The organism is Phyllobacterium sp. SB3 (genome assembly GCF_040009165.1).
Lineage (GTDB): Bacteria > Pseudomonadota > Alphaproteobacteria > Rhizobiales > Rhizobiaceae > Phyllobacterium.
This window is the reverse complement of sequence record NZ_JBDYKI010000001.1, coordinates 216,568-240,736: the sequence shown is the minus strand read 5'-3', so window position 1 is coordinate 240,736 and position 24,169 is coordinate 216,568. Positions and strand designations below refer to the sequence as shown.

The following is a 24,169-nucleotide window of genomic DNA, read 5'->3' as shown; positions in this document are numbered from 1 at the left end:
GGCGCTTTCCGCTCTCCGGTATCGCCAAGGGGACTTTATGTTCAAGCCATTACAGCCCATCGGGGCGCAAGCGCGGATACTGTTGGGTATCCTGTTTTTCATTCTTTTTGTCGGCGGCTGGTCCATTGCGACCTTTGGCGGTTTTGTGTCGAGCACCTTTCTCGCTGATCCACTGACGATGGTACATGACGGCTGGATTTTGCTGACAGAGCAGAATTTCCTCTACGATATCGGCATGACCATCTGGCGTGTCGTCGGTGGCTTTATCATCGCCGCTGTCATCGCCGTGCCGCTTGGCGTTGCTATGGGTGCCTACAAGCCAGTCGAGGCGCTGCTTGAACCATTTGTTTCCTTTGCCCGCTATCTACCTGCTTCGGCCTTTATTCCACTTTTGATTTTGTGGGCCGGGATTGGTGAATTACAAAAGCTGCTGGTGATCTTCATCGGCGCTGTATTCCAGATCATCCTGATGGTTGCGGTCGCTGTCGCCAATACGAGACGCGATCTGGTCGAAGCCGCCTATACGCTCGGTGCAAACGATCGCGGTGTGGTCAAGCGCGTTCTCATTCCAGCCAATGCCCCCGATGTGGCAGAGACATTGCGGCTGGTTCTTGGCTGGGCCTGGACCTATGTGATCGTAGCGGAAATGATCGGTGCGTCTTCCGGCATCGGCTATATGATCATCAACAGTCAGGCGCTGCTTGCGACAGGACAGATCATTTTCGGCATTATCGTTATTGGCATTATCGGCCTGATTTCCGACTTCCTTTTCAAGTCGGTCAACCGCCGCCTTTTCGCCTGGAGGCTCGCATGAGCACGCTTGTTATCAAAGGCGTCAGCCGTGTGTTTCCGGGTGTCCGTGGCGGCCAGCCTGTGCAGGCGCTGCAACCCACGGATTTGACTGTCCCGCACAATGATTTCGTCTCCATTCTCGGACCGTCCGGCTGCGGGAAGTCGACGCTGCTGCGCATTGTTGCGGGGCTTGACCGTCCCACGACAGGGACGGTTACGCTCGATGGAAAAGAGGTCAAGGGACCGGGTGCTGATCGCGGTGTCGTATTCCAGTCCTATACGCTGTTTCCTTGGCTCACAATTGAGCAGAATATCGGCTTCGGCCTGACGGAGCGCGGCGTTGGCGCGCGGGAGAAGGCGGATATCGTAGCGTCCTATATCGACAAGGTAGGGCTAAAGGGGTTTGAAAACCATTGGCCCAAGCAATTATCCGGTGGCATGCAGCAACGCACGGCCATCGCGCGGGCATTGGCGAATGATCCCAAAATTCTACTTCTGGATGAGCCATTCGGAGCGCTGGACAACCAGACACGCGGGTTGATGCAGGAACTCCTGCTCAGCATCTGGGAACGGGAACAGAAGACGGTGATCTTCGTCACGCATGATATCGAAGAAGCGATTTTTCTGGCGTCGCGTGTCGTTACGATGTCGGCGCGGCCCGGGCGCATCAAGTCGATTACGCCGGTGCCTCTGGCGCATCCACGCCATTACACGGTCAAAGCCGCACCCGAATTTGCCGAGATGCGGCTACAATTGACCGAAGAGATACGCAGCGAGGCGATACTCGCTGCGGTCGCTCATTAGCTCAGGCGGTTCGCCTGAACATCCGTGCAACGGCGATCAATATGCAGGCCCCGATAAAGCCCGCAATGAGATAGCCAAGCCAGCCGGTAAGAACGACACCGACCAAGGAAAGAATCGCGTTGGCAATAATCGCCCCAACGATTCCGAGGATAATGTTCATGATGATGCCCATGTTGCTTTTCATGAACATCTCAGCAAGCCAGCCCGCAACACCGCCTATTATGATTGCTGCGATCCACCCGATTCCGGCACTTTCCATAACCATTCTCCATTCAGTTCATTCCAGATGACTGAACCCCGTAGCACAGCTATTGGTTCCCAATTCGCGGATAGATATTTGCGCTTCGGTCTGCCCAGAATTTCTGCACTTGCCTAAAATTGCATCAGAGGAATGTAAGGTCGAAGTGGCCCAAGCAGTTTTATAAATCTGGCGGCTGCGGCAGGACGCCGCAAAAAGTGCGGAAAAATACTCCGGCTAACCTATTTCTCAAATAATTGCCGAGATATCACCTGAATTGGCACGCTGTTTGCTTTGTTAATTTTATCTGCGGAACTGCACACTCTCGTGCAGGCTTCGCAACCGGTTTTGCACAAACAATATGAGAGAAACGGAATGGCAAAATATAAACTCGAATACATCTGGCTTGATGGCTATACCCCTTCGCCGAATCTTCGTGGCAAAACGCTGATCAAGGAATTCGATACTTTTCCGACGCTGGACCAATTGCCATTCTGGGGCTTCGATGGAAGCTCTACCCTGCAGGCTGAAGGCAAAAGCTCCGATTGCGTGTTGAAGCCTGTTTCGCTCTATCCGGACAGCGAGCGCAAGAACGGCGTTCTCGTCATGTGCGAAGTCATGATGCCCGATGGCAAGACGCCACATCCTTCCAATACCCGCGCCACCGTCCTTGACGATGATGGCGCATGGTTCGGTTTCGAACAGGAATATTTCTTCTACAAGAACGGCCGTCCGCTCGGCTTCCCGGAGACAGGCTTCCCGGCTCCACAGGGCCCTTATTACACCGGCGTCGGTTACAGCAATGTTGGCGATATCGCCCGTCAGATCGTTGAAGAGCATCTGGACATCTGCCTGAATGCAGGTATCAACCATGAAGGCATCAATGCCGAAGTGGCGAAGGGCCAGTGGGAATTTCAGGTTTTCGGCAAGGGCTCCAAGAAGGCCGCCGACGAAGTATGGATCGCGCGCTATCTTTTGCAGCGCCTGACGGAAAAGTACGGCATCGATATCGAGTATCATTGCAAGCCGCTCGGCGATACCGACTGGAACGGCTCGGGCATGCATGCAAACTTCTCCACCACCTATATGCGTGAAGTGGGCGGCAAGGATTACTTCGAAAAAGTCATGGCTGCATTTGAAGAAAATTGCGCTGCTCATATCGCTGTTTACGGGCCGGACAATCACATGCGCCTCACCGGCAAGCATGAGACTCAGTCGATCCACCAGTTCAGCTACGGAATCGCTGATCGTGGCGCATCGATCCGTGTTCCGCACAGCTTTGTAAACAACGGCTATCGCGGTTATCTGGAAGATCGTCGTCCGAACTCGCAGGGCGATCCTTACCAGATCGCTTCGCAGATTCTCCGGACAATCTCCGAGGTTCCGGAAGATGCGGAAGAAGTTCTGGCCGCTTGATCTGGTCTGAATAATCTAGAGCCTTTCTTGCTTAAATAGAATCGTTCTGCCGGTAGGAATTTTGGACAAGGTCGAGGGATTTAGCGAGATCGATGTTTATCCATCGGGCGAAGCTGAAGTACGATGGATTTGGCCCAAATTCACCCGGCCCTTTGGGTTTCCGGCTGGTGGCCAACCACTTTGTCAGGCGGCGTCGGACGATGGATAAACATCGACCTCGCCACCTTTCGCGTGGATTGTCTCACCATCCAAGAAACAGAACTGTTTCTATTTAAACAAGAAAGGCTCTGGAATGGCGCAGGCATTTGTCTGCGCCATTTTTATTGCCTGTATACTCGTGCAGAGGTCGGGCGGTGTCCGATTTTCCCGGTTAATTTTGCGCCTGCCTGTTGACCTCTATGGCCATGCTGGGCTCTTATGTGATTGTTCCGGTTCTCCCGTGTCGCAAGACCGGGAGCTAAGAGGGAAGCCGGTGAAGTGAGTTTCACCAATGCCGGCGCTGCCCCCGCAACTGTAAACAGCGAGTTGCTGTCGCCTGAATCAGTTCAGGCAAAAGGTCACTGGGATTTCCCGGGAAGGCCAGACAGCCGCACCGACCTGTGAGCCAGGAGACCTGCCGAAACATGATGAACGTCCACGGGCGGGGTGTCCCGGTGTGTCGCTTGCAATGGTTTGCCGCAGGCTGACTATATGCAATCTTCGCGCTCGACCCTTGCCCCCAGCAATCGGGGTTAAGCATGTCTCTCGGCGCCAGTACAAGCCAACACAACAATCCGCCTGCCGTGGATGCATCCAGTGCACCGGAAGATGTGTTCTTCGCATGGCTGCTGTCCCGCCCGCGGGGCGTCGATATCGTGGCTGCTGCGAGCAGCGAGGTCATCAAGCTTGAAGCCTATGCGGGCAAGTACGCAGGAGCGAAACGGCTGCATGATCTGTTTTGTGCGTTGATTGAAGAGAAGCAGGGACTGGCGGCGACGCCGGTTGCGCGTGCGGCCCAGTGAAACGCAAGGTGCTCATTATCGGGATTGGCGCTGGCAACCCGGATTACGTCACCATACAGGCTGTCAACGCTCTCAATCAGGTCGATGTGTTTTTCATTCCGGACAAGGGTGCGGAGAAGGAGCAATTGTCGCGCATTCGCCGTGAAATCTGTGAGCGGTTCATTACCGATCCCGATTATCGCATGGTGGATTTTGAAACGCCGATCCGCCAAAAGCCCTCATCCACCTATCGCGCGAGTGTCACCGATTGGCATGACAAGGTTGAGGCGACGTATGAACATCTTCTCATGGAGGAGCTGGGCGACGATGAATGCGGTGCTTTCCTCGTCTGGGGTGATCCATCGCTCTATGACAGTACGATCCGTATTCTCGACAGATTGAACGCCAAGGGCAATTTCGAACTCGAGTATGATGTCATTCCCGGCATTACCAGCATTCAGGCGCTGACGGCCAAGCACAAGGTCGTGCTCAATCGCATAGGCGAGTCGATCACCATCACGACAGGGCGAAAGCTGGCGGAAGGCTTTCCGAATAATTCGGAAAGCGTCGTGGTCATGCTCGACGGCGAGGGGGCTTTCAAGAATCTCCATGAGGATGTCGATATCTATTGGGGCGCCTATATCGGCACCGAGGATGAGATTCTCATGTCTGGCAAGCTACGCGAGGTCGTGGATGATATCGAGCGATTGCGCAATGTGGCCCGTGCTCAAAAGGGCTGGATCATGGATACCTATCTGCTCAAGAAGCCGTTTGAGGAAGTCGAAGAGTGAAAGGCGGATGTTCTGCCGCAGTCTATCCCGCCCTAAAATTGTATCGCGATTGACCGGTTCCTGCACAGTTGCTATCCAGAATATGGAACTGGTTCCGCAATTATATGCGGATTAAAAGGGAACACGGTGAGGATGACCCATTTCGGGGCCTAATCCGTGGCTGCCCCCGCAACTGTAACCGGGAAGCGGTCTTCCATATGCCACTGAAAGCGCAACGGCGCGATTGGGAAGGCGGAAGAGCTTGCAATGATCCGGAAGTCAGGAGACCTGCCAGATCCGGTCACCAAGCCTGAGCACGGGGTGTGTTCCGGCGCGGTCGCTATGAACGCGGTGACATTTGAAAAAGTGTTGCCGCTTGCAGGGCGATGGGTGATTGGCGTTCTTGTCCACACATCATTTTCCCCCGTTCGCGGTTCAGTCGCAATCGCCAGCCCGTAACATGCTGGCAAGCCGTGGGGGCGAACATGTTGAAGCAGGCAGGTCTTGTGGGGGCCGCATTCCTTATTCTGGGTGGCGCTGCAAAAGCGCAGGAGACGACCAGCGCGGATGGCTCCATCCAGCTTGATCCGATCTATATCGATCTTGGCCAGTCGAAAATCGAGGCGGAGAAATCGGGCCGCGCCTATACGGTCATAACCGGTGAGCAGCTTGAGCAAAACCAGACCCGTTACGTAGCGGATGCGTTACGGCAGGTTCCGGGCTTCGCTGTCTCACGAACAGGTTCCTATGGCGGCGTGACGCAGGTGCGTGTACGTGGTGCAGAGGGCAACCATCTGCTTGTGATGATTGACGGTATCGAAGCGAGTGAGACCGGCAATGGCGAGTTTGATTTCGGCAGTTTGCAGGTAGCGGATATCGATCATATCGAAGTTTTGCGCGGACCGCAGAGTGCATTCTGGGGATCGAATGCCTTGGCTGGTGTTGTCAATATCATCACCAAGGGCGGCTCGCGCGATGGTTTCAAGGTGAGCGGACGCACTGAGGCAGGCACGGACGGGACATGGCTGGGCAGTGTGCTTCTGCAGGGTGGCAAGGAGAATTACGACTTCTCGCTGTCGGGCGCATGGCGTCAGAATGACGGGTTCAATGTTTCCCGTTTCGGCTCGGAAAAGGATGGTGACCGTAACGGCACGATCAATGGCAAGTTCAAGATCGACCTGACGCCGGATGTCGTTCTTGACGGTACATTCCGTTACGTTAATCGCAAAAGTGATTATGATCGCGAGGGCGATTACGGCTCGCCTTTCCAAGGATTGCCCATCGATAGTGATAATCAGACATCAACTGAGGAATTGCTGGGCTCGCTGGGGATCACGTGGACCTCTCTTGACGGAGCGCTGGTTCAGAAGGCGCGTATCAAGGATGGAGATACCAAGCGCGAATACTTCAAGGATGGCGATTACGAATCCGGAAATGACGGCAACAGGTTCTCTGGTTCCTATCAGGCAAGCTATACGTTCGAAACGCCGTCCTTTGCCGAGGCGAAGCACACGCTGACAGCGGGTTATGAGGGTGAGCGTGAGACATTCCAGCAAAAAGCATCGAAGATTGACTCTTCCAGCTCATCGCAATTCGACAAACATGATCGCACGACGCATTCATTCGTGGGGGAGTACAGGGGCGAATTTTACGACCAGCTCTATTTGAATGCCGCTGTAAGGCATGATGGTAACGACCGTTTCAAGGATGCTTCGACCTACAGCATTGGCGCTGCCTGGAAAATTCCCGGATGGGGAACGCGTTTGCACAGTTCGGTCGGAACAGGTGTGACTAACCCGACATTTTATGAGCAGTTCGGCTTCTTTCCTTCCACCTATCTGGGCAATCCGGATTTAAAACCGGAAAAGAGCCTTGGTTGGGATATCGGTGTTGAGCAGAGCTTTTTTGATGATCGGCTTGTGTTGGACGTAACCTATTTCCACCAAAACCTTACCGACGAAATCGTCACGATATATGCGCCTGTGGCTACGCCAATTAACCAGAATGGCACGAGCCGCCGTCAGGGTGTTGAGGTGTCGGCGACCGTCAATTTGATGAACGGCTTTACCACGACAGCGACCTACACCTACACGGACGCAACCGACCCGGATGGCCGGGAAGAGGTGCGCCGTCCAAAGCATTCGGGTTCATTGAATGCGGCCTATACATTCTATGAAGATCGTGCCCGGGTTTTTGGCGAAGTTACATTCAATGGCAAGATGGAGGATGACGCATTTACCTCACCGGCTCCGAGCCGAGTTGGGTTGGATGAATATACGCTGGTCAATATTGGGGGCAGCTACAAGTTCAATGACAAGGTGGAAGCCTATGCAAGGATCGAAAACCTGTTTGATGAGAACTATGAAGAGGTGTTTGGGTTTAGCACACCGGGACGCACTGCCTTTGTGGGTCTCAAGGGAAGCTTCTAGATGATGCCATTCGGCAAATTACTTCTTTGCTTTTTCCTGTTAGCTGCCTTGGGCTCGTCAGCCCAAGCAGTGTCTCCAATAAAGGTTGTCTCGATGAACCTTTGCACGGATCAGCTTGCCATGCTGCTTGCGGATGAGGGCCAGCTCTATTCCGTCTCCTATCTTGCCGGGGACATGGGAGCTTCGGTGCTGGCCGAAAGAGCCAAGGCCTATGTGGTCAATCATGGGCTGGCGGAAGAGATTTTCCTGATGCAGCCGGACCTGATTATTGCCGGCAGCTACACGACACGGGCTACCGTAGACATGCTCAAGCGCCTTGGTTTTCGCGTTGAAGAGTTCGAGCCGGAATCATCATTCGATGACATACGATCAAATATTATCCGGATGGGTAAACTGTTGGGTCAGGAAGCCAAGGCACGGGAAATGATCCGTGTAATGGATGAGAGGCTTGCGCGAATCCGGGAAAGCTCGCAGGCAAAAGCCGGAGCGGCGCCGACAATAGCCCTCTATTACGCCAATCAGCTCACCTCCGGTAAAGGCACATTGGCGGACGATGTTGTCAGACATGCGGGTCTTGTAAATCTCGGCGAAAAACTTGGTATGCAAGGCACGCAGAAATTGCCGCTGGAGCAGCTTGTGATGGCCAAGCCAGATCTTGTTGCAGCACACAATGCCTATCCCACTCCGGCTCTTGCTTATGAGGCTCAGGTACATCCGGCATTCCGGGCGACACTGAACGGCAAGCATCCGATTGATATTCCGGACAAGTACTGGATTTGCGGCGGGCCATTTACGGTTGACGCCGTGCAACTTCTGGCGGAACAGCGATGAAAGACCGCTACTGGCTACTCCTTGTCTGCCTGGTATTGCTGACGCTTGTGTTATTCACGCTGTCTTTGCTGACTGGCCCGGCCTCGCTGGCCATGTCGGAAAGCCTGAATGCATTGTTGTCGGGACGGGGTGATGCGATTGTTCTCGTCATGCGCGAAATTCGCCTGCCACGCGCTTTACTTGGATTGATGATCGGAGCGTCGCTCGGACTTTCGGGCGCGGTACTGCAAGGCTATCTGCGTAACCCGCTGGCTGAACCGGGCTTGCTCGGCATCAGCGCGTCCGCATCACTTGGGGCGGTTATCGCGATCTATACGGGATTGTCTCTGCTGTTTCCGCTGGCCCTGCCGCTTATGGCGTTGGCCGGTGCCGTCGTCGCGGTACTTATCGTCCAGTTGCTGGCTGGCAGGGGCGCCAGCGTGCTCACCATCATCCTCGCAGGTGTTGCGGTATCGAGCCTTGCCGGTGCCATGACATCGCTGGCGCTCAATCTCTCGCCCAATCCATTCGCGGCGATGGAGATTGTCTACTGGATGCTCGGATCGCTTACGGACCGTTCTATGCTGCATGTGCAGCTTGCCGCGCCATTCATTATTATAGGCTGGGTATTTCTGTTCAGCCTCGGACGTTCGCTCGATGCTTTGACGTTGGGATCGGACGCGGCGGCAAGCATGGGCGTCAGCATCAGGCGGGTGCAGTGGCTGGCCATCCTTGGAACGGCAGCTGCAGTCGGTGCCTCGACGGCGGTGTCCGGTGCCATCGGCTTTGTCGGGCTGATCGTCCCGCATCTGTTACGTCCGCTTGTCGGATCGCAGCCATCAAAGCTGCTTCCGGTAAGCGCATTGGGCGGGGCGTCGATGATTCTTGCAGCGGATATACTTGTGCGGGTTATTGCGCCAGGCCGTGATCTCAAGCTCGGCGTACTCACGGCAATTGTCGGTGCTCCCTTCTTTCTCTGGCTGGTATTCCGGACACGGAGGGCAGCGATATGAGTTTGCTCCGCGTTTCCCGTCTGGACGTATCGCTGGGTTCCAAAAAGGTTCTGAACGGCATTGAACTTGAGGCGACCAGTGGCGAGTTCATTGGTTTGATCGGGCCGAATGGTGCCGGCAAATCGACACTGCTGAAAAGCATTCTCGGACTTGTCCCGTCCAGTGGCGAGATCCTGCTTGATGGGAAAGCCTCCGGGCAATTGAGCGCAGTGCAACGCGCAAGAATTGCCGCTTATCTGCCGCAGGATCGCGAGATCGGGTGGGCCATCTCCGTGGAGCGGCTGGTCATGCTTGGCCGCATGCCGCACAAAAGCGCTTTCGCCGCTACCGACGCGAAGGACGCCCTCATAGCCGAAGAGGCAATACGGCGCATGGATATCGAAGCGTTTCGGAATCGCTCCGCATTAGAGCTATCCGGAGGCGAGAAGGCGCGGGTGCTGATCGCCCGGGCGTTGGCCCAGCAAGCGCCGCTGCTCCTTGCGGACGAACCCACAGCAGGTCTCGATCCGGCTCATCAAATCGGGCTTATGCAGTCATTCGCCGGCCTTGCGGAAGACGGATCGACGGTGATCGCATCCACACACGATCTTGCCCTTGCCGCCCGCTGGTGCACAAGGCTTGTGCTTCTTCATGGCGGCCGGATCTTGGCCGATGGTGAACCCGCTAACGTTCTGACGAGAGAAAATTTGCGCCGGGTCTTCGGCGTTGAAGTCTACCTCGAAACCACGCAGCAGGGACTGATTGTCCAGCCCGTGGCGATGACAGGAGAGAATAATGGATAATCTGCGCGCAGTTTTGACAAAGCATCTGGGGGTCTGGCAATCAAGCTGGAGCATGGGCACGTTTGGGGCGATTGCAGAGTTTCATCAGGACAAGGGTGAGCAGCCTATCATTTCGGATGTACGCAGCATGACGCGGGCAACACGCCGTGGAGCTGTTGAGCTGGACCCGAAGATGGTCGGCAATATCGTGCCTGTAGCCTATGAAGTGCCAAGCCCCCGCGCGCATAGGTGGACGCAGGCCGTTGCGCTTTGTCTGCCGGAAAGACAGGCGCGCCGCGCTGCCCGGCCCGTGCTCACCGAGCTTGGCCCTGACGACAATGCCATTCGGGGTATTGATCGCATGGGCATTCTTTTTGACATGGGGCTTTCATTGCCCCAGTGCGATTTCTGCATTCGTACGACAGACCCAAAGCTTCTGGCTGAGCTGCGGGCGAATGCCGGTAGGTCATTGTTCGAGCCGGACAATCCTGTCATGCACACGATCTTCCAGACGCACCCGCATCGGGTTGCGCTGACAAATATCGGCCGCGTCGAGGTCTACCAAAAGATAGGCGGACCGGACACAGGCGGCGTTTCGCCTGCCGGGCCCCATACCCACGTCCTGCCCAAACTCCTGAAAACCGGGCGAACCCATTCGGCCAATACACCAATCCCTGATCATCTGATGCCATGCGGGTTTTTACATCCGGGCAATCCGGTTATTGGGCCGCTTGGCGAGGATACAAAGTTCGATTGGGCGCTTCATGCACAATTCGAACGCATGTTTTTCAGCTATGGACCGGAGGAGGCTGTGGCAGTCAAGAAAAGGCTGATTGCGGCCCTCAATGAAGAATTGCCCTGCGAGAACTTTGAAAAGCCATCAAGCCGGGCAGAGCGTGCCGCTTTGCGTGTCGGTCTGCGGCAGCAATTGGCATTTGCATCCGTGCAGAGCGATCATGAGCGTGTGGAGCGCATCAAAAGCTGGCAGACAATCTTCGACCGCGAAAGCACCGCAATTGAGACGGATGATGATACGCCCGGTCACTGACAAATAGGTTACTTGACGCAGGCGAGAACAGGCGTCACCCTATGCGTGGACTTCGGGAGGAGACCATGGGTACGCTTCATGATGGCCTACACGCCGAGCATATTCAATCTGCACTGACGGGTGATGCCGCGGCGCAGTCCGCGCTGGTTGCATCCTGGGGGCGCTCTATGCGCCTGTATGGCCTGAAGCCGGATGAAGGCACCCCGCCTGATATTCTCACCGAACAGGAATTGCGCGAGGCGCGTGAGCATCTCGGTTCGTTGATAGAGACGGCGGAAACAACGCTTGACCGGCTTTACTCAGCTGTGGGCGGCGCTGGCTGCTGCGTTCTGCTGGCAGACAAGAACGGTGTTCCGGTGGATCGCCGCGGCTATGAGGGTGATGATGCGACCTTCTGCAAGGCCGGGCTTTGGACTGGTGCTGTCTGGAGCGAGGAAAGTGAAGGTACGAACGGCATCGGTACCGCGCTTGCCGAACAGCGTGCCCTGACAATTCATAGGGATCAGCATTTCCGCAGCCGCAATACGGCTTTGTCCTGTACAGTTGCACCGATCTTCGATCATCGCGGGCGGCTTATGGCAGCGATCGATGTATCGTCAGCACGTTCGGATCTGACGGAGGGCTTCGTCAAACTGATTGCCATGGCCGTAGTCGATGCTGCGCGGCGTGTCGAGGCCGAGAATTTCCGGCTGGCTTTTCCAAAGGCCCGCATCGTTGTGGCGCAAAGTGCGGATCTGGGTAATGACCGCGCGTTGAATGCCCTCATTGCCGTTGATGAAGACGACCTGGTTGTCGGTGCATCGCGTTCGGCGCGGTCACTGCTTGGGCTTACGGACGAAAGCCTTAGCAACCCATTGCCTGCTGCAAATCTGCTTGGGCAGGATACCGATGCGGAGCGAGGCTTTGCTGCGGCAGAGCGCAGTGTGATCCAACGTGTGTTGCGCAAGGCGGATGGCAATATTTCGATTGCCGCGAATATGATGGCCATGAGCCGCGCAACATTGCATCGTAAACTGAAACGGCTTGGCCTTAACTGAGTTTCTGACGTTTCCTGTCTCAATATTGCGACAAATCCTAAACCTGATTTCAGTGATGGGGATGACACATTCCCGTCGAAGCGCAATGCTGTCTGCATGCCGCGAGGAGGCGGTATGAAAATTGTGCAGGCGTTTGCCGTTGGCTTCTAAGCCGGAACGTCGTGCTTCAGGGAGGAATTTCAATGAACAAGGTAGAATTCAACCGAACCGTCAAACCCAACTTCAAAAAACGCTACGGCAATTTCATCGGCGGGAAATTCGTCGAGCCGAATGCCGGGCGTTATTTTGAGAATACATCGCCGGTCAATGGCCAGGTACTATGCGAGATCGCCCGTTCCGATGCCAGCGATGTCGAGGCCGCACTGGATGCTGCTCACGCAGCAAAGGATGCATGGGGCCGGACAAGTGCTGCTGAACGCAGCGTGATGCTGAACAAGATCGCGCAGGTGATGGAAGACAATCTGGCCGTTCTGGCTCAGGCTGAAACATGGGACAATGGCAAGCCGATCCGTGAAACAACGGCAGCCGACATGCCGCTGGCGATTGACCACTTCCGCTATTTTGCGGGTGCGATCCGCGCTCAGGAAGGCGGTATATCTGAAATCGACCACGATACTGTTGCCTATCACTTCCATGAACCTCTAGGCGTCGTCGGTCAGATCATTCCATGGAACTTCCCGATCCTCATGGCAGTGTGGAAACTTGCTCCGGCGCTTGCTGCAGGCAACTGCGTCGTGCTCAAACCCGCCGAACAGACACCGGCATCCATTCTCGTGCTTGCAGAACTGATTGCCGATATCCTGCCGCCGGGCGTTCTCAACATCGTCAATGGTTTTGGTCTCGAAGCAGGCAAACCGCTCGCATCAAGCCCGCGCATTGCCAAGATTGCCTTTACCGGCGAGACCACGACGGGCCGCCTGATCATGCAGTATGCCAGCCAGAACCTCATTCCGGTTACGCTGGAGCTGGGCGGCAAATCACCCAACATCTTCTTCAAGGATGTGGTGGCAGAGGATGATGATTTCTTCGACAAGGCTATCGAAGGTTTCGTTATGTTTGCGCTCAATCAGGGTGAAGTCTGTACATGCCCGAGCCGTGCTCTCATCCACGAATCGATCTATGATCGCTTCATGGAACGTGCGTTGAAGCGCGTTGAGGCAATCGTGCAGGGCGATCCACTTGACCCCGCAACCATGATCGGTGCGCAGGCATCCAGCGAACAGCTGGAGAAAATCCTGTCCTATATGGATATTGGCAAGCAGGAAGGTGCTGAGGTGCTTATCGGCGGCGAGCGCAATGTTCTGGCCGGTGATCTCGCCGGTGGCTATTACGTCCACCCGACCGTATTCAAGGGCCACAACCGCATGCGGGTGTTCCAGGAAGAAATCTTCGGCCCTGTGGTGTCGGTCACGACCTTCAAGGATGATGATGAAGCCCTGTCCATCGCCAATGACACGCTCTATGGCCTTGGTGCCGGTATCTGGAGCCGCGACGTAAACCGGTCCTATCGCTTTGGCCGTGCCATTCAGGCAGGTCGCGTCTGGACCAATTGCTACCATGCCTATCCGGCTCATGCGGCCTTCGGCGGGTACAAGCAATCCGGCATTGGACGCGAAAACCACCTGAAGATGCTCGATCACTATCAGCAAACCAAAAATATGCTGGTAAGCTATAGTCCAAACAAACTCGGCTTCTTCTAAAACCGATGTGAATACACCCTGACGGGCACCTGATGCGGTTTTCTACGGCTTCCGGTGCTCATGGACCAAAAGTCCACTGCGCGCCGGTCCTCAAAAACCGCACCATCTGCCTCGTCAGGCTGAACTCCCAAACGGTTTTACCCCAGGACTTGGAGGACAAGAAAGGTTCGGCAGGAGGTATGGAAGGTATAGTTGAAGATAAAGTGAGTGCTACGCCAGCGGCGCTTGAGCTGATCGCTACACTGCAATCAGAGTATGGGCCAATCCTGTTTCACCAGTCGGGAGGCTGCTGTGATGGCTCGTCACCCATGTGCTACCCACAGGGCGACTTTATCGTCGGCGATAATGATGTGAAGCTTGGTGAGATCGGTGGAGCGCCGGTCTATATCAGCGCGTCGCAATATGATGTCTGGAAACATACCGAACTTATCATCGATGTGGTTCCCGGCCGGGGTGGTATGTTCTCGCTGGACAATGGCCGGGAAGTCCGTTTCCTGACACGTTCAAAAGTCTGCGCGATTCCTAGTTGAAGGGAATGAGTGCGCGTAGGCGTCGATCGCGCAGATAAAGGCCGCCCCACATGATCAGCCCAAGGTAGACGCCGAAGAGCAGGTGGCTGAAGAGCGGATTTCCGATGCGTAGTTGGGTGAGTATCGCCCCTCCCATGTAACCGGTAAGCAGGATTGCGCCAAGGATCGAGGTGCGCGGATAAGCGTAGAGGGCTGTGCACAGCAATGCCAGAATACCGAGGCCGCGTGCAAAACCAACGGTCGCCGGCAAGCCCATTTCCGCGCTGGTTTGCAGAACAATATCGAGTGGCACGAGTTTGATGCCGCCATCGAAAATCATGAAAAGAATGAAGATCCCGCTGAGGATGCGCCCGGTCCAGAGTGCCTTGCCGGAAAGGTTGGTATTATGTGCAATGTTTTCCATGTTGTTCGTCCCATTGAGTGTGTAACTGTCTCAAGGACGAAGCAGATGCGGTAGCTCCTACAATGGTTTAAAAAATAAAAAAGCCCGCCCTGATAAACGTCAAGGCGGGCTACTATAATACCGAGCTGTTACTGATAAGGAGCCGGGTTTGTATTCAGATAGCCGTCTTCATCCTCATCCCTCTGGCGGCCACCGATAGCGGCGGCAACGCTTGAGATGAAAGCGCCGATCAGAAGGGACAACGCTGTCATGAATACGGTCGTTGCGCCGACCTTACGGGCGGTCTCAGCGGCTTCCTGAGCAGATTTCTTGGCCTCGTCTATCCGGGTAAGAACGCCATCAACGCGTGCCTTTGCCTCTGCCTCGTTCAAGCCGGTGCGTGAGGCAACCAGCTGGTCGAGATAGGCACGGTCATCAGCAGGCATTTCGCCAGTGGTGGCAGCATTCAGCAGAATACGTGAGACTTCCGACGCGGCTTGTCCAGCTTGTTCGGCGTTGGCTGCAGCAGGACTACCGGGACGTAGCAGACTATCGACAAAGTAGTTGGCCGAGTCGCTGTTGGCAGCAGCACCTGCGGCTGTAGAAGCCGCGCTGGCAGCACCGGACGCAACGCTGGAAGCAGCCTGAACGCCTGCACCAATCGTCGAAGAGATCGCAGAACCCAGAACCGCAACGAGGAACAATGTCGCAATCGCCCATGAGATGAACCCATGCGCCGTATCACGGAAGTAGACTTCGTTGGTATGCACGCCGGACCATTTGGTGCGAAGTCTGCCTGTGAGGTATCCGCCAAAAGCTGCCGAAATCCACTGAACGATAATGAGGCCCACGGCTGTCGAAACAGCAAATGTCGTGGCGGATGCGCCTTCGGAAGCAAACGGCGAAACCATCGTCAGGCCAAAACCTGAACCGAACAGGGTGAGCAAAAGCGTGATTGCAGTAGCTGCGACGGAGCCTGCAATAATTGGCCCCCAACTTACTGCGGACGAGCTGGATTCCGTGGTCGGGTCAGCGCCCACGTTCAATTCTGTGAGGGACATGATGTTCTCCTATCGCATGAAGAGAAAGAGGAGAATGATGATTGGAATCGGAACTCCGAGTAGCCATAGAAGAATACCGCGGCCCATGGGAAACCTCCTGTAATTACCTGATTTGCCAGGTGTTGCATGTGAGCAAGATCTTCGAGATTGTGGACCTTGCATTTGCTAAAGCTTTTTCATTAGAAATAGTTCCAGAAGCCGGCAAAGATCGCTTTAAAAACCGCAATTTTATCAAAGGGGTGCGATGATTACGCCCGAATTCTTCCAACGCAATGCTGTCGAGGTTTCGCGGGATCTCATCGGCATGTTGCTATTTGTCGATGGTGTGGGAGGGAGGATTGTGGAGACAGAAGCCTATACGCAGGACGATCCGGCCTCGCACGCTTTCAGAGGGCCCGGCCCATCCAACAAAACGATGTTCGGACCCGCCGCTCATGCTTATGTCTATCGTTCCTATGGCATTCATTGGTGCCTGAACATGGTCTGTCTTACCGGATCTGCCGCCCTGATCAGGGCATTGGAGCCGCTTCTTGGTCTGGAAGCAATGCAAGAGCGCCGCTCAACAGACAATCTACGTTTGCTGTGTTCAGGTCCGGGAAAACTTGCGCAGGCGCTTGGCGTGAACAAGTCGCATGATGGCCTGTCGCTGCTCAAAGAACCTTTCGTTCTTGAACATGGCAGCGGCAAGCCTGAAATCAGTATCGGACCCCGTATTGGCCTGACAAAGGCCATCGAAACGCCATGGCGGTTCGGGGAACAAGGTTCGAGGTTTGTCAGTCGGAAATTTGCGGAGGGTTAAAAACCGGCGAGATTGGCTCGCCGGTTTTTATTGCCATTATTTGAACGATGGTGGTTGGCCGAGATCAAAGGATGGCGCGTTGCCAAGATCATTGGCTGGAGCGTTTGGCAGATCGATCTTGAAGTTCTCCATATCGACAGTCACTGCCGGATCAAGGAAGTACGTCACCATGCCCGGGAAAGCGATCAGCAGACCGACCAGAATCAGTTGCAGCACCAGCCAAGGAATTGCACCCATATAAATATCGCTGGTCTTGATCGATTTGGGCGCGATACCTCGCAGGTAGAACAATGCAAAGCCGAAGGGCGGGTGCATAAAGCTTGTCTGCATATTGGCGCAGATCATGACGCCGAACCAGATCAGATCGATGCCCAAGGCGCTGGCGGCTGGTGCAAGCAGTGGAATGATGATGAAGGCGATCTCGAAGAAGTCGAGAAAGAACGCGATGATGAAGATGAAGATGTTGACGAAGATCAGGAAGCCGACAACGCCGCCTGGCAATGACGTCAGCATGCCTTCGATCCAGTGACTTCCACCCACCCCTTGGAAAACCAGGCTGAATACGCGTGCGCCGAGAAGGATGAAAACAACCATGGCGGTCAGCCGCATGGTCATGGCCATTGCTTCGTAGACGAGCTTCCATGTCAAACGGCTGTTCAACCATGCCATGGCCATGGCGCCGACAACACCCATCGCACCGGCTTCAGTCGGCGTGGCAAGGCCCATGAAGATGGTGCCGAGAACGACGAAGATAAGAGCGAGGGAGGGAATCATTCCGCGTGCACAACGGACGAAAAGCGGCCAGCCACGCAAGGTGCGGGCTTCAGGCGGCAGCGCCGGTACATAATGCGGCTTTATGATGCTGAGGATGAATACCCAGCCTGCAAACAGCAAAACCTGAACGATACTGGCACCGGTTGCACCGATATACATATCACCGGGAGACTTGCCGAGCTGGTCGGCAAGGACGATGAGAACCAGCGATGGCGGGATGAGCTGGGTTATGGTGCCTGATGCCGCAATAACGCCCGTGGCGTGGCGGATATTATAGCCATATTTTGCCATGACCGGCAGCGATATGAGGCCCATGGCGATAACTGAAGCAGCCACTGTGCCGGTGATCGCACCAAGAATGGCACCGACGAGGATTACCGCATAGGACAAGCCGCCGCGTACACCGCCGAACAATTGTCCGAAACCGTCCAGCAGATCTTCGGCAAGGCCGCATCGTTCGAGGATAACGCCCATGAGGGTAAAGAACGGGATGGCGAGGAGCAACTCATTCGAGAGTACCGAGAACATCTGATAGGTAAGATTGCCGAGAAAGTCCGGGCCGATAGCCCCCATCTCAATGGCAATGAATCCGAAGAACAGTCCAACGGCCGCAAGTGAGAAGGCTGCAGGATAGCCGATCACCATAAAGATGATCAGCCCGAAGAACATCAACGGGGCAAGATTGTCGGCGAAAAATGACATCATTGGGCAGGCTTCTCGTAGGCGAATTCACGCACGTAATCGGTCGTCAGGGCGAGATAACATTTAATGATTTCGGCGATGCCCTGAAGCCCGACAAGTGCAAAGCCCACGGGCAGGCTGAGCTTGACGGGCCAAAGTGGAAGGCCGCCCGAATTTGATGAGGCCTCATTGGTTACCCACGAGAGAACGAACCACGGCCATGTGAAATAAATCATCAAAGCGCAGATCGGCAGCAGAAAGAACAGGCCGCCGAGCAGGTCGATCCATGTTCTGGTTCTTTCGCTAACCGAACCATAGACCAGATCAACCCGGACGTGTTCATTGACCTTAAGCGTCCATGCTCCGCCAAGCATGACCATTCCGGCAAAAAGATACCATTGCGCTTCGGAAAGTGAATTGGAGTTGCGTCCATAAATGCCAAGAATGCCGCTGAACAGACCAGCTCCGCCGATATTCTGTTCGAGCCAGATCAACCCGCCAAGGCTGTAGCGCAACAGCGCGTTGAAAGCGCAGACCAATGATGCAAAAAGCACAAAATAAATGGCAATAATGCTTATGCGACGATTAAGTTCGTCGATCCAACCTGTGACCGTCAGCCACCGCGACATCCAGACCCCTCCCAAACCAGTTACGCAGATTCTCGAATTTCTGCGTCATTCCCTCCCGCAGTTCCTTTGCAGATATCAGCGGGTGTTTTGCGGGTTACAGAGTTAACCCATGGATTTGCACGATGCAATGACGGAATCCCGACCATTCTGATCAGCCGGCAATGTCGACGAGCAGTTCGGCCCTCGTTCCCTTGTCGCGCGCTGTGTAATCTATTCCGGTACCCAGACTTGTGGCCATCGCCTTGACGATACGGGTTCCAAGGCCTGTGCCCTTTGGCTGGTCGGTTTGTTGCCAGCCAACGCCGTCGTCCTCGACGGCAAGTATGGCCTTGTTTTCTCCAGAACGAAGAAATGAAATACGGATTTCGCCTTCATTGGTGCCGGGATATGCGTATTTATAAGCATTCGTGACCAGTTCCGTCACCACCATTCCAACAGATACCGCCCGGTCGGAAGAGAGACGTATGTCCTGTACATCAAGCGAAATTTTCAGCTTTTGATCGGTATGTTCCAACGAACTGCGCAGCTCGGACGTGAGGCTGGCTAGGTACTTGTCCATCTCGACCTGGCGCACATCATCGGAACTATAGAGGCTGCGGTGCATGCCGCCAATGGCGGTAATGCGCGCCTGCGCCTCGGTCAAAGCGTGTTTGACCTCTTCATTGTCGATACTGGATATTTGCAGTCTTATCAGAGCAGCAATGAGTGCAAGACTGTTGCCAACACGATGATTGACCTCGGTGAGCAAGACCTCGGCACGTTCCTTGCCGCGCAAAATCTCCATATCGGCGCGTTCGCGGTCACGGCGCAGCTCTGCCGTTGCAATGGCCTGCGCCACCGCGCTTTCAAGCAGCGGCATGAATTCTTCGCCAATGGTTTTGATGACATAGTCGGCAGCACCTGCCTTCAACGCATCAATCGCGATCTTCGCCTCGCTCGATCCGGTGACGTAAACAACCGGAACGGTTATGCCGTTCTCGCGCAGGACTTTCAGAAATTCTGTGCCGGTTGTCGTCTGGAGGTAGTGATCGAGCACAATAACGTCGATATCGCCTTTGCCGAGGATATCCAGACCGGCAGCGACGTTATCGGCATGGACAACATCATAACCCGAGCGCCCAAGCGCTTTTTGCGCCAGACGAACAAACGCGGCGTCATCATCGACATAGAGAATTCGGGCTTGCATGTTTCTCGGTTCGCTTAAGGAATTTGCATGACGGAGAAGAAAAGGCCGAGCTGCCGGATTGCATTGGCAAAGCTGTCATATTCTACCGGCTTGGTAATATAGACATTGGCACCAAGATCGTAGCAGCGCTGAATCTCGCCTTCATCGTCGGTCGTCGTCAAAATGACTACAGGCAGGCGCTTGGTATGCGGGTTGGTTTTGATCTTTTCGAGAATATCAATGCCCGACATGTCAGGCAGATTGAGATCGAGCAGGATCAGGAGGTAGTTGCTCTTGTTGCCTTCACCCGTGCGATCCTTGCCGAGGATAAAGTCGAGGGCCGAGGTTCCATCGGTGAATGGCAGGATCGGATTATTAACGCCGGCGCGCCGAACATTCTTTTCGATCAGACGAGCATGACCTTCGTCATCCTCAATCATAACGATGGTTACTTCTTTGCCGGTACCTTGCACGACCTATGCTCCTACTACTTTAGTCAAATCCGAAGGAAGCCGTAGCACAAAGGTACTGCCTTTTCCAATTGCCGATTTAACAGTGATATCTCCTCCCAGATTTCTGACCAGAGAGCGCACATGGGCAAGGCCAATGCCTTCTCCAGGCCTGTCCTGCTGGCCGGATCGACGGAACAGTTCAAAAACGCGTTCAAGGTCATCTTCCGAAATACCCCGACCATTATCGGAAACTTCGACGCCGATAAATCTGTAACCATTCTGATAGGCGCGGACAGAAAGTTTCAATGGGCGATCGGGGCTTGCATACTTAACCGCATTGTCGAAAAGATTGCCGAAAATCTGCTCCAGAGACAGCTTGTCAGTAGTGATCTTCGGCATTTTCTCCGAAATTTCTACAGTCCCATCAAGTTCCGCAACCTGATGGTTTATGCTGGCCGCACTCACTTCCAGCAAAGCTTTCAGATCAATTGATTCTGGTTTCAGTTCACGGCGGCCATCGCGTGAGATTTTCAGAATGGCGTTTATCAGCCCGTCCATTTTCTTCGTGGAAGAGCGAATGAACGAGATCGCTTCCGGCAGATCCTCGCTGGCGGCTGTCCGTGCCAGTTTCACGTCCTCTTCCGTCAGCGGTTCCCCATCCGTGAGAATATAGGGCTGTATGGCTTTCAGGGATGTTTCGAGTTCGCTGGTAAATCCCATAATGTTGACGAGCGGCGCTCGAAGATCATGCGTAACGATATAAGCGAAGCGCTGGATTTCCTGATTGGCGCGTATCAGGTCCTCGGTGCGTTCGTTGACGCGCTCTTCGAGACTGGTATTGAGAAGCTCGACCTCGCTGCGAGCGGTAGACAAATCGCGGACGTGCTGAAAAATAATGAAGATCGCGCCGCCGAGTACAGCGACAATGGCCACCGCACCGACAATGGTTGCCCGCTGAAGCGCTGCCGTGGCGCTGGACTGTTCTTCAATCCCCCGTTGCAGGTCCAGTTCTGAATCGACCGTGAAGGCGCTCAACAGCTCCCGGATACCCTCCATCGCCCGTTGTCCGGCGCCTGCGCGCAAAATCTCGATGGCCTCCGCCGCTTTGCCGGCATCGGCAAGCTCCAGCGTGCGATTGAGTTCATCCACCTTCAGGGCGATAAGCCGGTCCAATTCCGGCAGACGTGAGGAAAATTTCGGACTGTTCTCGACGCTTTTCCCTAACGCCTCCCTTCTTGCAACCAGAGTTGCCAGCGCTGTTTTGTAGGGATTGAGGAAGCTTTCTTCCTGCGATAGCAGATAGCCTCGCTGGCCCGTTTCGGCATCCTGCATCGTCAGCAAAAGGTCTGCCGAATTACTGCGAATGGAGCGTGCTGTCACAACCTCGGTGAAACGCTCGCTGCTCTCCTCCACCAGCCATATGGTGGAGGCAACGATACCGAGCAGGATCAGCACTCCAACTGTCAGCATGATCAAGGTGGAGCGGGCGAAGGAAGTATTGGTCGCGGCCATTTATTGTCTGCCAGTAGTTAAGGCACCGGCTTAGCGGCGCGAAAAAGGATGTGCGTCAGGAATGACCGGAGACGGACCAATCGTCAACCAGTGAGAGCAATCGTTCTCAACGCAAGGTGGTTGCGGGCGTTGCTTTTGATGCCCCAGAGATGACATGAAGAACGACAGCACCGAAGACAATGCAGCCGCCTATCAAGGTACTGCTGCCGGGAATCTCGCCAAATACAATCCAGATCCAGAGAGGCGCAAGCGGCGCATCGAGCGATCCGATCAGGGCGGTTTCGATGGGTGGAAGAAGCTTGGCACCGAGCGCGAAGAAGGCAACGCCAACGGCTGATACCATGATCCCAAAGAGTGCAATCAGCAGCAGCTCATGGCTGGACACTGCGAGAGGATCGCCCAAGGGCCAGCATATTATCGAGCTGAAAAGAGCGGATAGACAAGCAGCAGGCATGACGGAGATATCGGGATGACGGCGTGCGATAATCATGAGGACCGCCATGCCCAAGGTCATGCCGAAGGCAAGGAGGTCGCCGAAGAGAGTGCCTTCACTACCCAATCCGACCATGATCGACACGCCCGCGAGCGCGGCCACACTGGCCAATACAGCGCGAATTTCCGGCCGCTCGCCCATGACCAGCCAACCAAGCGTTGCGGCGCAGAAAGGTATCGTCGCGTAGATGACGGCAACATGCGCTACGGTCGTTTCCTTCAGTGCCGTGATAAAGAAGACCATGCAGACGCCCGACACGACCACAAAGAGCCACCCTGACTTGTCGAGGCGAAAGATGCTGGCCCATGACTGATGGCGCTCGGTCATGAAAATAACCGCGGCAAGGCCAAGCGCACCGAACACGCCGCGCCATGCCAGTATGGTCCAGCTGTCCAGTGGAATAACGCGGGTGAATAGCCCTGCAAGGCTCCAGGCGATTGCGGAAGCCGTTACAAATACAAGCCCGAGTTTGTACGGCGAGATCATCCTCATTCACCTTATGCCATGTCAGTAAACCACTTAGAACCGGCTTTTCTCTGCCATGCAATCAATGTCTGGAAGGGTTGATGCCGCTGCTGACAGTCCGTTGTCAGGAGCAGAACCGCATCAGACTGTTTTGAGCTTCGGTCTTGATTGACGCATTCATGTGCCGCATAAATATGAGCGGCCCGTTTCCGGCCTATCCCCGCCCATAAAACCCCATTGCCAGTTTGAAGGAAGCCGAACCATGTCTCATGCGATTATCCCTGAAGAAGGCGTTCTCCTGGGTAGGGCCAAATTGCCAGGTTGTAACTATCCGCGTGTCATCACGGTGCGTTACGGGGAAGCTTTCGACATTACAAGCAAGACTGCGCCAACCGTTCGCGACATTGCCGAACTGGAAAATCCGGCGACATATGTGGCGCAGGCAGAAGGCGTAAAAATCGGGAAAATTGACGCGATTATTGCCAATAGCTGGTCTGAAAAGAGCAATTCCGACGCGCCGTCGCTATTGTCGCCAATCGATTTGCAGGCGGTGAAGGCGTCCGGGGTTACCTTTGTTGCCTCGCTGCTTGAACGCGTTATAGAGGAACAGGCCAAGGGCGACAAGGCAAAGGCAGATTCCCTGCGTACAGACGTGCTCAATCTCATTGGTGCCGATCTTTCGCAGATTGTGCCAGGCTCGCCGGCCGCGATGAAGGTCAAGGAAGCCTTGATCGCGCGCGGCGTATGGAGCCAGTATCTGGAGGTTGGCATTGGACCGGATGCAGAGATATTTACCAAGGGTCAGCCAATGTCGACAGTCGGCTACGGTTCTGATGTGGGCCTGCATCCCATTTCAAGCTGGAACAATCCCGAACCGGAAATCGTGCTTGTCGTATCTAGCGCTGGAAAGATTGTCGGTGCGACGCTCGGCAACGACGTCAATCTGCGTGATGTTGAAGGGCGCTCGGCGCTGCTTCTCGGCAAGGCTAAGGACAATAATGCCTCCGGCTCGGTCGGACCGTTCATTCGGCTGTTCGATGGGGATTTCACAATCGCGACGGTGAAGAACGCTGAGCTAAGCATGCGAGTCGAAGGCACGGATGGCTTTGTTCTCGACGGGGCCTCGAATATGGCAAAGATTTCGCGCACGCCGGAATCGCTGGTGGAAGCCACCATAGGACGACACCATCAATATCCGGATGGTCTTGTGCTTTATCTTGGCACCATGTTTGCGCCGGTCAAGGATCGCGATGGTCCGGGTAAGGGCTTCACCCACAAGATGGATGATGTGGTGTCCATCTCCACGCCGACCCTGGGTACTTTATCAAACCGCGTGAGGCTTTCGACCGAATGCGCAGCATGGACCTATGGCGCGAGCCACTTGCTACGTGATCTTGCCAAGGCGGAGCTGCTTTAGAGCGGCTTGCT

General features: G+C 55.0%; 26 protein-coding genes and 2 riboswitches. Of the genes, 17 read left to right on the top strand and 9 right to left on the bottom strand.

The window, feature by feature from the left end; all coding sequences use genetic code 11:
• Positions 1-37 precede the first annotated feature (37 nt).
• Positions 38-814: an ABC transporter permease gene (locus ABKW30_RS01210; protein WP_348596211.1), complete on the top strand. Its 777-nt coding sequence runs from the start codon at positions 38-40 to the stop codon at positions 812-814.
• A complete protein-coding gene (locus ABKW30_RS01205; RefSeq protein ID WP_348596210.1) occupies positions 811-1,596 on the top strand; it encodes an ABC transporter ATP-binding protein in 786 nt (261 codons plus the stop codon). Before ABKW30_RS01210 ends, ABKW30_RS01205 begins: the two co-directional genes overlap by 4 nt.
• A 1-nt stretch (position 1,597) precedes the next feature.
• Here ABKW30_RS01205 and ABKW30_RS01200 read toward each other — a convergent pair whose 3' ends face one another.
• Positions 1,598-1,855: a GlsB/YeaQ/YmgE family stress response membrane protein gene (locus tag ABKW30_RS01200; protein WP_348596209.1), complete on the bottom strand. Its 258-nt coding sequence runs from the start codon at positions 1,853-1,855 to the stop codon at positions 1,598-1,600.
• Between the two features lie 354 nt (positions 1,856-2,209).
• Here ABKW30_RS01200 and ABKW30_RS01195 point away from each other — a divergent pair, with 354 nt between their 5' ends.
• The 12 genes from ABKW30_RS01195 to ABKW30_RS01140 all read left to right on the top strand — a co-directional run bounded on the left by ABKW30_RS01195 (position 2,210) and on the right by ABKW30_RS01140 (position 14,328).
• Positions 2,210-3,250 carry a glutamine synthetase beta-grasp domain-containing protein gene (locus ABKW30_RS01195; RefSeq protein ID WP_348596208.1) on the top strand — a complete coding sequence of 347 codons (1,041 nt, stop codon included), beginning with the start codon at positions 2,210-2,212 and terminating at the stop codon, positions 3,248-3,250.
• 412 nt (positions 3,251-3,662) lie between these two features.
• Positions 3,663-3,886, top strand: a riboswitch (cobalamin riboswitch).
• 101 nt (positions 3,887-3,987) lie between these two features.
• Complete coding sequence (locus tag ABKW30_RS01190; RefSeq protein WP_348596207.1) at positions 3,988-4,251, top strand: hypothetical protein; 264 nt, start codon at positions 3,988-3,990, stop codon at positions 4,249-4,251.
• Positions 4,248-5,021: a precorrin-6A synthase (deacetylating) gene (gene cobF / locus ABKW30_RS01185; RefSeq protein WP_348596206.1), complete on the top strand. Its 774-nt coding sequence runs from the start codon at positions 4,248-4,250 to the stop codon at positions 5,019-5,021. Before ABKW30_RS01190 ends, cobF begins: the two co-directional genes overlap by 4 nt.
• Positions 5,022-5,093: 72 nt before the next feature.
• Positions 5,094-5,311, top strand: a riboswitch (cobalamin riboswitch).
• Positions 5,268-5,459 (top strand): hypothetical protein, encoded by a 192-nt coding sequence (locus tag ABKW30_RS01180; protein WP_348596205.1) that lies wholly within the window; start codon positions 5,268-5,270, stop codon positions 5,457-5,459. (Overlaps the previous riboswitch by 44 nt.)
• Before the next feature lie 26 nt (positions 5,460-5,485).
• Positions 5,486-7,429 (top strand): TonB-dependent receptor, encoded by a 1,944-nt coding sequence (locus ABKW30_RS01175; RefSeq protein WP_348596204.1) that lies wholly within the window; start codon positions 5,486-5,488, stop codon positions 7,427-7,429.
• Positions 7,430-7,522: 93 nt separating this feature from the next.
• Entirely contained in the window at positions 7,523-8,260 is a 738-nt protein-coding gene (locus tag ABKW30_RS01170) for an ABC transporter substrate-binding protein (RefSeq protein ID WP_348596203.1), read from the top strand.
• On the top strand, positions 8,257-9,252 hold the full coding sequence (locus ABKW30_RS01165; RefSeq protein ID WP_348596202.1) for an iron ABC transporter permease: 996 nt from the start codon (positions 8,257-8,259) through the stop codon (positions 9,250-9,252). Before ABKW30_RS01170 ends, ABKW30_RS01165 begins: the two co-directional genes overlap by 4 nt.
• Positions 9,249-10,034: an ABC transporter ATP-binding protein gene (locus ABKW30_RS01160; RefSeq protein WP_348596201.1), complete on the top strand. Its 786-nt coding sequence runs from the start codon at positions 9,249-9,251 to the stop codon at positions 10,032-10,034. Before ABKW30_RS01165 ends, ABKW30_RS01160 begins: the two co-directional genes overlap by 4 nt.
• The gene (locus tag ABKW30_RS01155) at positions 10,027-11,061 is read left to right on the top strand and encodes a hypothetical protein (RefSeq protein WP_348596200.1); all 1,035 of its coding nucleotides are present in this window, start codon (positions 10,027-10,029) and stop codon (positions 11,059-11,061) included. The genes ABKW30_RS01160 and ABKW30_RS01155 overlap by 8 nt, the downstream gene beginning before the upstream one ends.
• A gap of 65 nt (positions 11,062-11,126) precedes the next feature.
• Positions 11,127-12,098: a GAF domain-containing protein gene (locus ABKW30_RS01150; RefSeq protein ID WP_348596199.1), complete on the top strand. Its 972-nt coding sequence runs from the start codon at positions 11,127-11,129 to the stop codon at positions 12,096-12,098.
• Between the two features lie 182 nt (positions 12,099-12,280).
• Positions 12,281-13,798, top strand: a complete 1,518-nt coding sequence (gene adh / locus ABKW30_RS01145) for an aldehyde dehydrogenase (RefSeq protein ID WP_348596198.1) — start codon at positions 12,281-12,283, stop codon at positions 13,796-13,798.
• Positions 13,799-13,977: 179 nt separating this feature from the next.
• A complete protein-coding gene (locus ABKW30_RS01140) occupies positions 13,978-14,328 on the top strand; it encodes a DUF779 domain-containing protein (protein ID WP_348596197.1) in 351 nt (116 codons plus the stop codon).
• Here ABKW30_RS01140 and ABKW30_RS01135 read toward each other — a convergent pair.
• Together ABKW30_RS01135 and ABKW30_RS01130 are read right to left on the bottom strand one after the other, a co-directional pair.
• A complete protein-coding gene (locus ABKW30_RS01135; RefSeq protein ID WP_348596196.1) occupies positions 14,321-14,731 on the bottom strand; it encodes a DoxX family protein in 411 nt (136 codons plus the stop codon). The genes ABKW30_RS01140 and ABKW30_RS01135 overlap by 8 nt on opposite strands.
• A gap of 128 nt (positions 14,732-14,859) precedes the next feature.
• The gene (locus ABKW30_RS01130) at positions 14,860-15,771 is read right to left on the bottom strand and encodes a hypothetical protein (RefSeq protein ID WP_348596195.1); all 912 of its coding nucleotides are present in this window, start codon (positions 15,769-15,771) and stop codon (positions 14,860-14,862) included.
• 41 nt (positions 15,772-15,812) lie between these two features.
• Here ABKW30_RS01130 and ABKW30_RS01125 point away from each other — a divergent pair, with 41 nt between their 5' ends.
• Both ABKW30_RS01125 and ABKW30_RS01120 read left to right on the top strand, forming a co-directional pair.
• Complete coding sequence (locus ABKW30_RS01125) at positions 15,813-16,019, top strand: hypothetical protein (protein WP_348596193.1); 207 nt, start codon at positions 15,813-15,815, stop codon at positions 16,017-16,019.
• Complete coding sequence (locus ABKW30_RS01120) at positions 16,016-16,570, top strand: DNA-3-methyladenine glycosylase (RefSeq protein WP_348596191.1); 555 nt, start codon at positions 16,016-16,018, stop codon at positions 16,568-16,570. Before ABKW30_RS01125 ends, ABKW30_RS01120 begins: the two co-directional genes overlap by 4 nt.
• A 36-nt stretch (positions 16,571-16,606) precedes the next feature.
• Here ABKW30_RS01120 and ABKW30_RS01115 read toward each other — a convergent pair whose 3' ends face one another.
• The 6 genes from ABKW30_RS01115 to ABKW30_RS01090 all read right to left on the bottom strand — a co-directional run bounded on the left by ABKW30_RS01115 (position 16,607) and on the right by ABKW30_RS01090 (position 22,762).
• Entirely contained in the window at positions 16,607-18,049 is a 1,443-nt protein-coding gene (locus ABKW30_RS01115) for a TRAP transporter large permease subunit (RefSeq protein WP_348596189.1), read from the bottom strand.
• Positions 18,046-18,654 (bottom strand): TRAP transporter small permease subunit, encoded by a 609-nt coding sequence (locus tag ABKW30_RS01110; RefSeq protein WP_348596188.1) that lies wholly within the window; start codon positions 18,652-18,654, stop codon positions 18,046-18,048. Before ABKW30_RS01110 ends, ABKW30_RS01115 begins: the two co-directional genes overlap by 4 nt.
• 151 nt (positions 18,655-18,805) lie before the next feature.
• Complete coding sequence (locus tag ABKW30_RS01105) at positions 18,806-19,840, bottom strand: histidine kinase dimerization/phosphoacceptor domain -containing protein (protein WP_348596187.1); 1,035 nt, start codon at positions 19,838-19,840, stop codon at positions 18,806-18,808.
• 14 nt (positions 19,841-19,854) lie between these two features.
• A complete protein-coding gene (locus tag ABKW30_RS01100) occupies positions 19,855-20,292 on the bottom strand; it encodes a response regulator (RefSeq protein WP_348596186.1) in 438 nt (145 codons plus the stop codon).
• Between the two features lie 3 nt (positions 20,293-20,295).
• Positions 20,296-21,783: a CHASE3 domain-containing protein gene (locus tag ABKW30_RS01095; protein WP_348596184.1), complete on the bottom strand. Its 1,488-nt coding sequence runs from the start codon at positions 21,781-21,783 to the stop codon at positions 20,296-20,298.
• Positions 21,784-21,889: 106 nt separating this feature from the next.
• Positions 21,890-22,762 carry a DMT family transporter gene (locus ABKW30_RS01090; RefSeq protein WP_348596183.1) on the bottom strand — a complete coding sequence of 291 codons (873 nt, stop codon included), beginning with the start codon at positions 22,760-22,762 and terminating at the stop codon, positions 21,890-21,892.
• Positions 22,763-23,003: 241 nt separating this feature from the next.
• On the opposite strand from ABKW30_RS01090, the gene ABKW30_RS01085 reads away from it, so the two are divergent.
• Entirely contained in the window at positions 23,004-24,158 is a 1,155-nt protein-coding gene (locus tag ABKW30_RS01085; RefSeq protein ID WP_348596182.1) for a fumarylacetoacetate hydrolase family protein, read from the top strand.
• Positions 24,159-24,169: the final 11 nt, after the last annotated feature.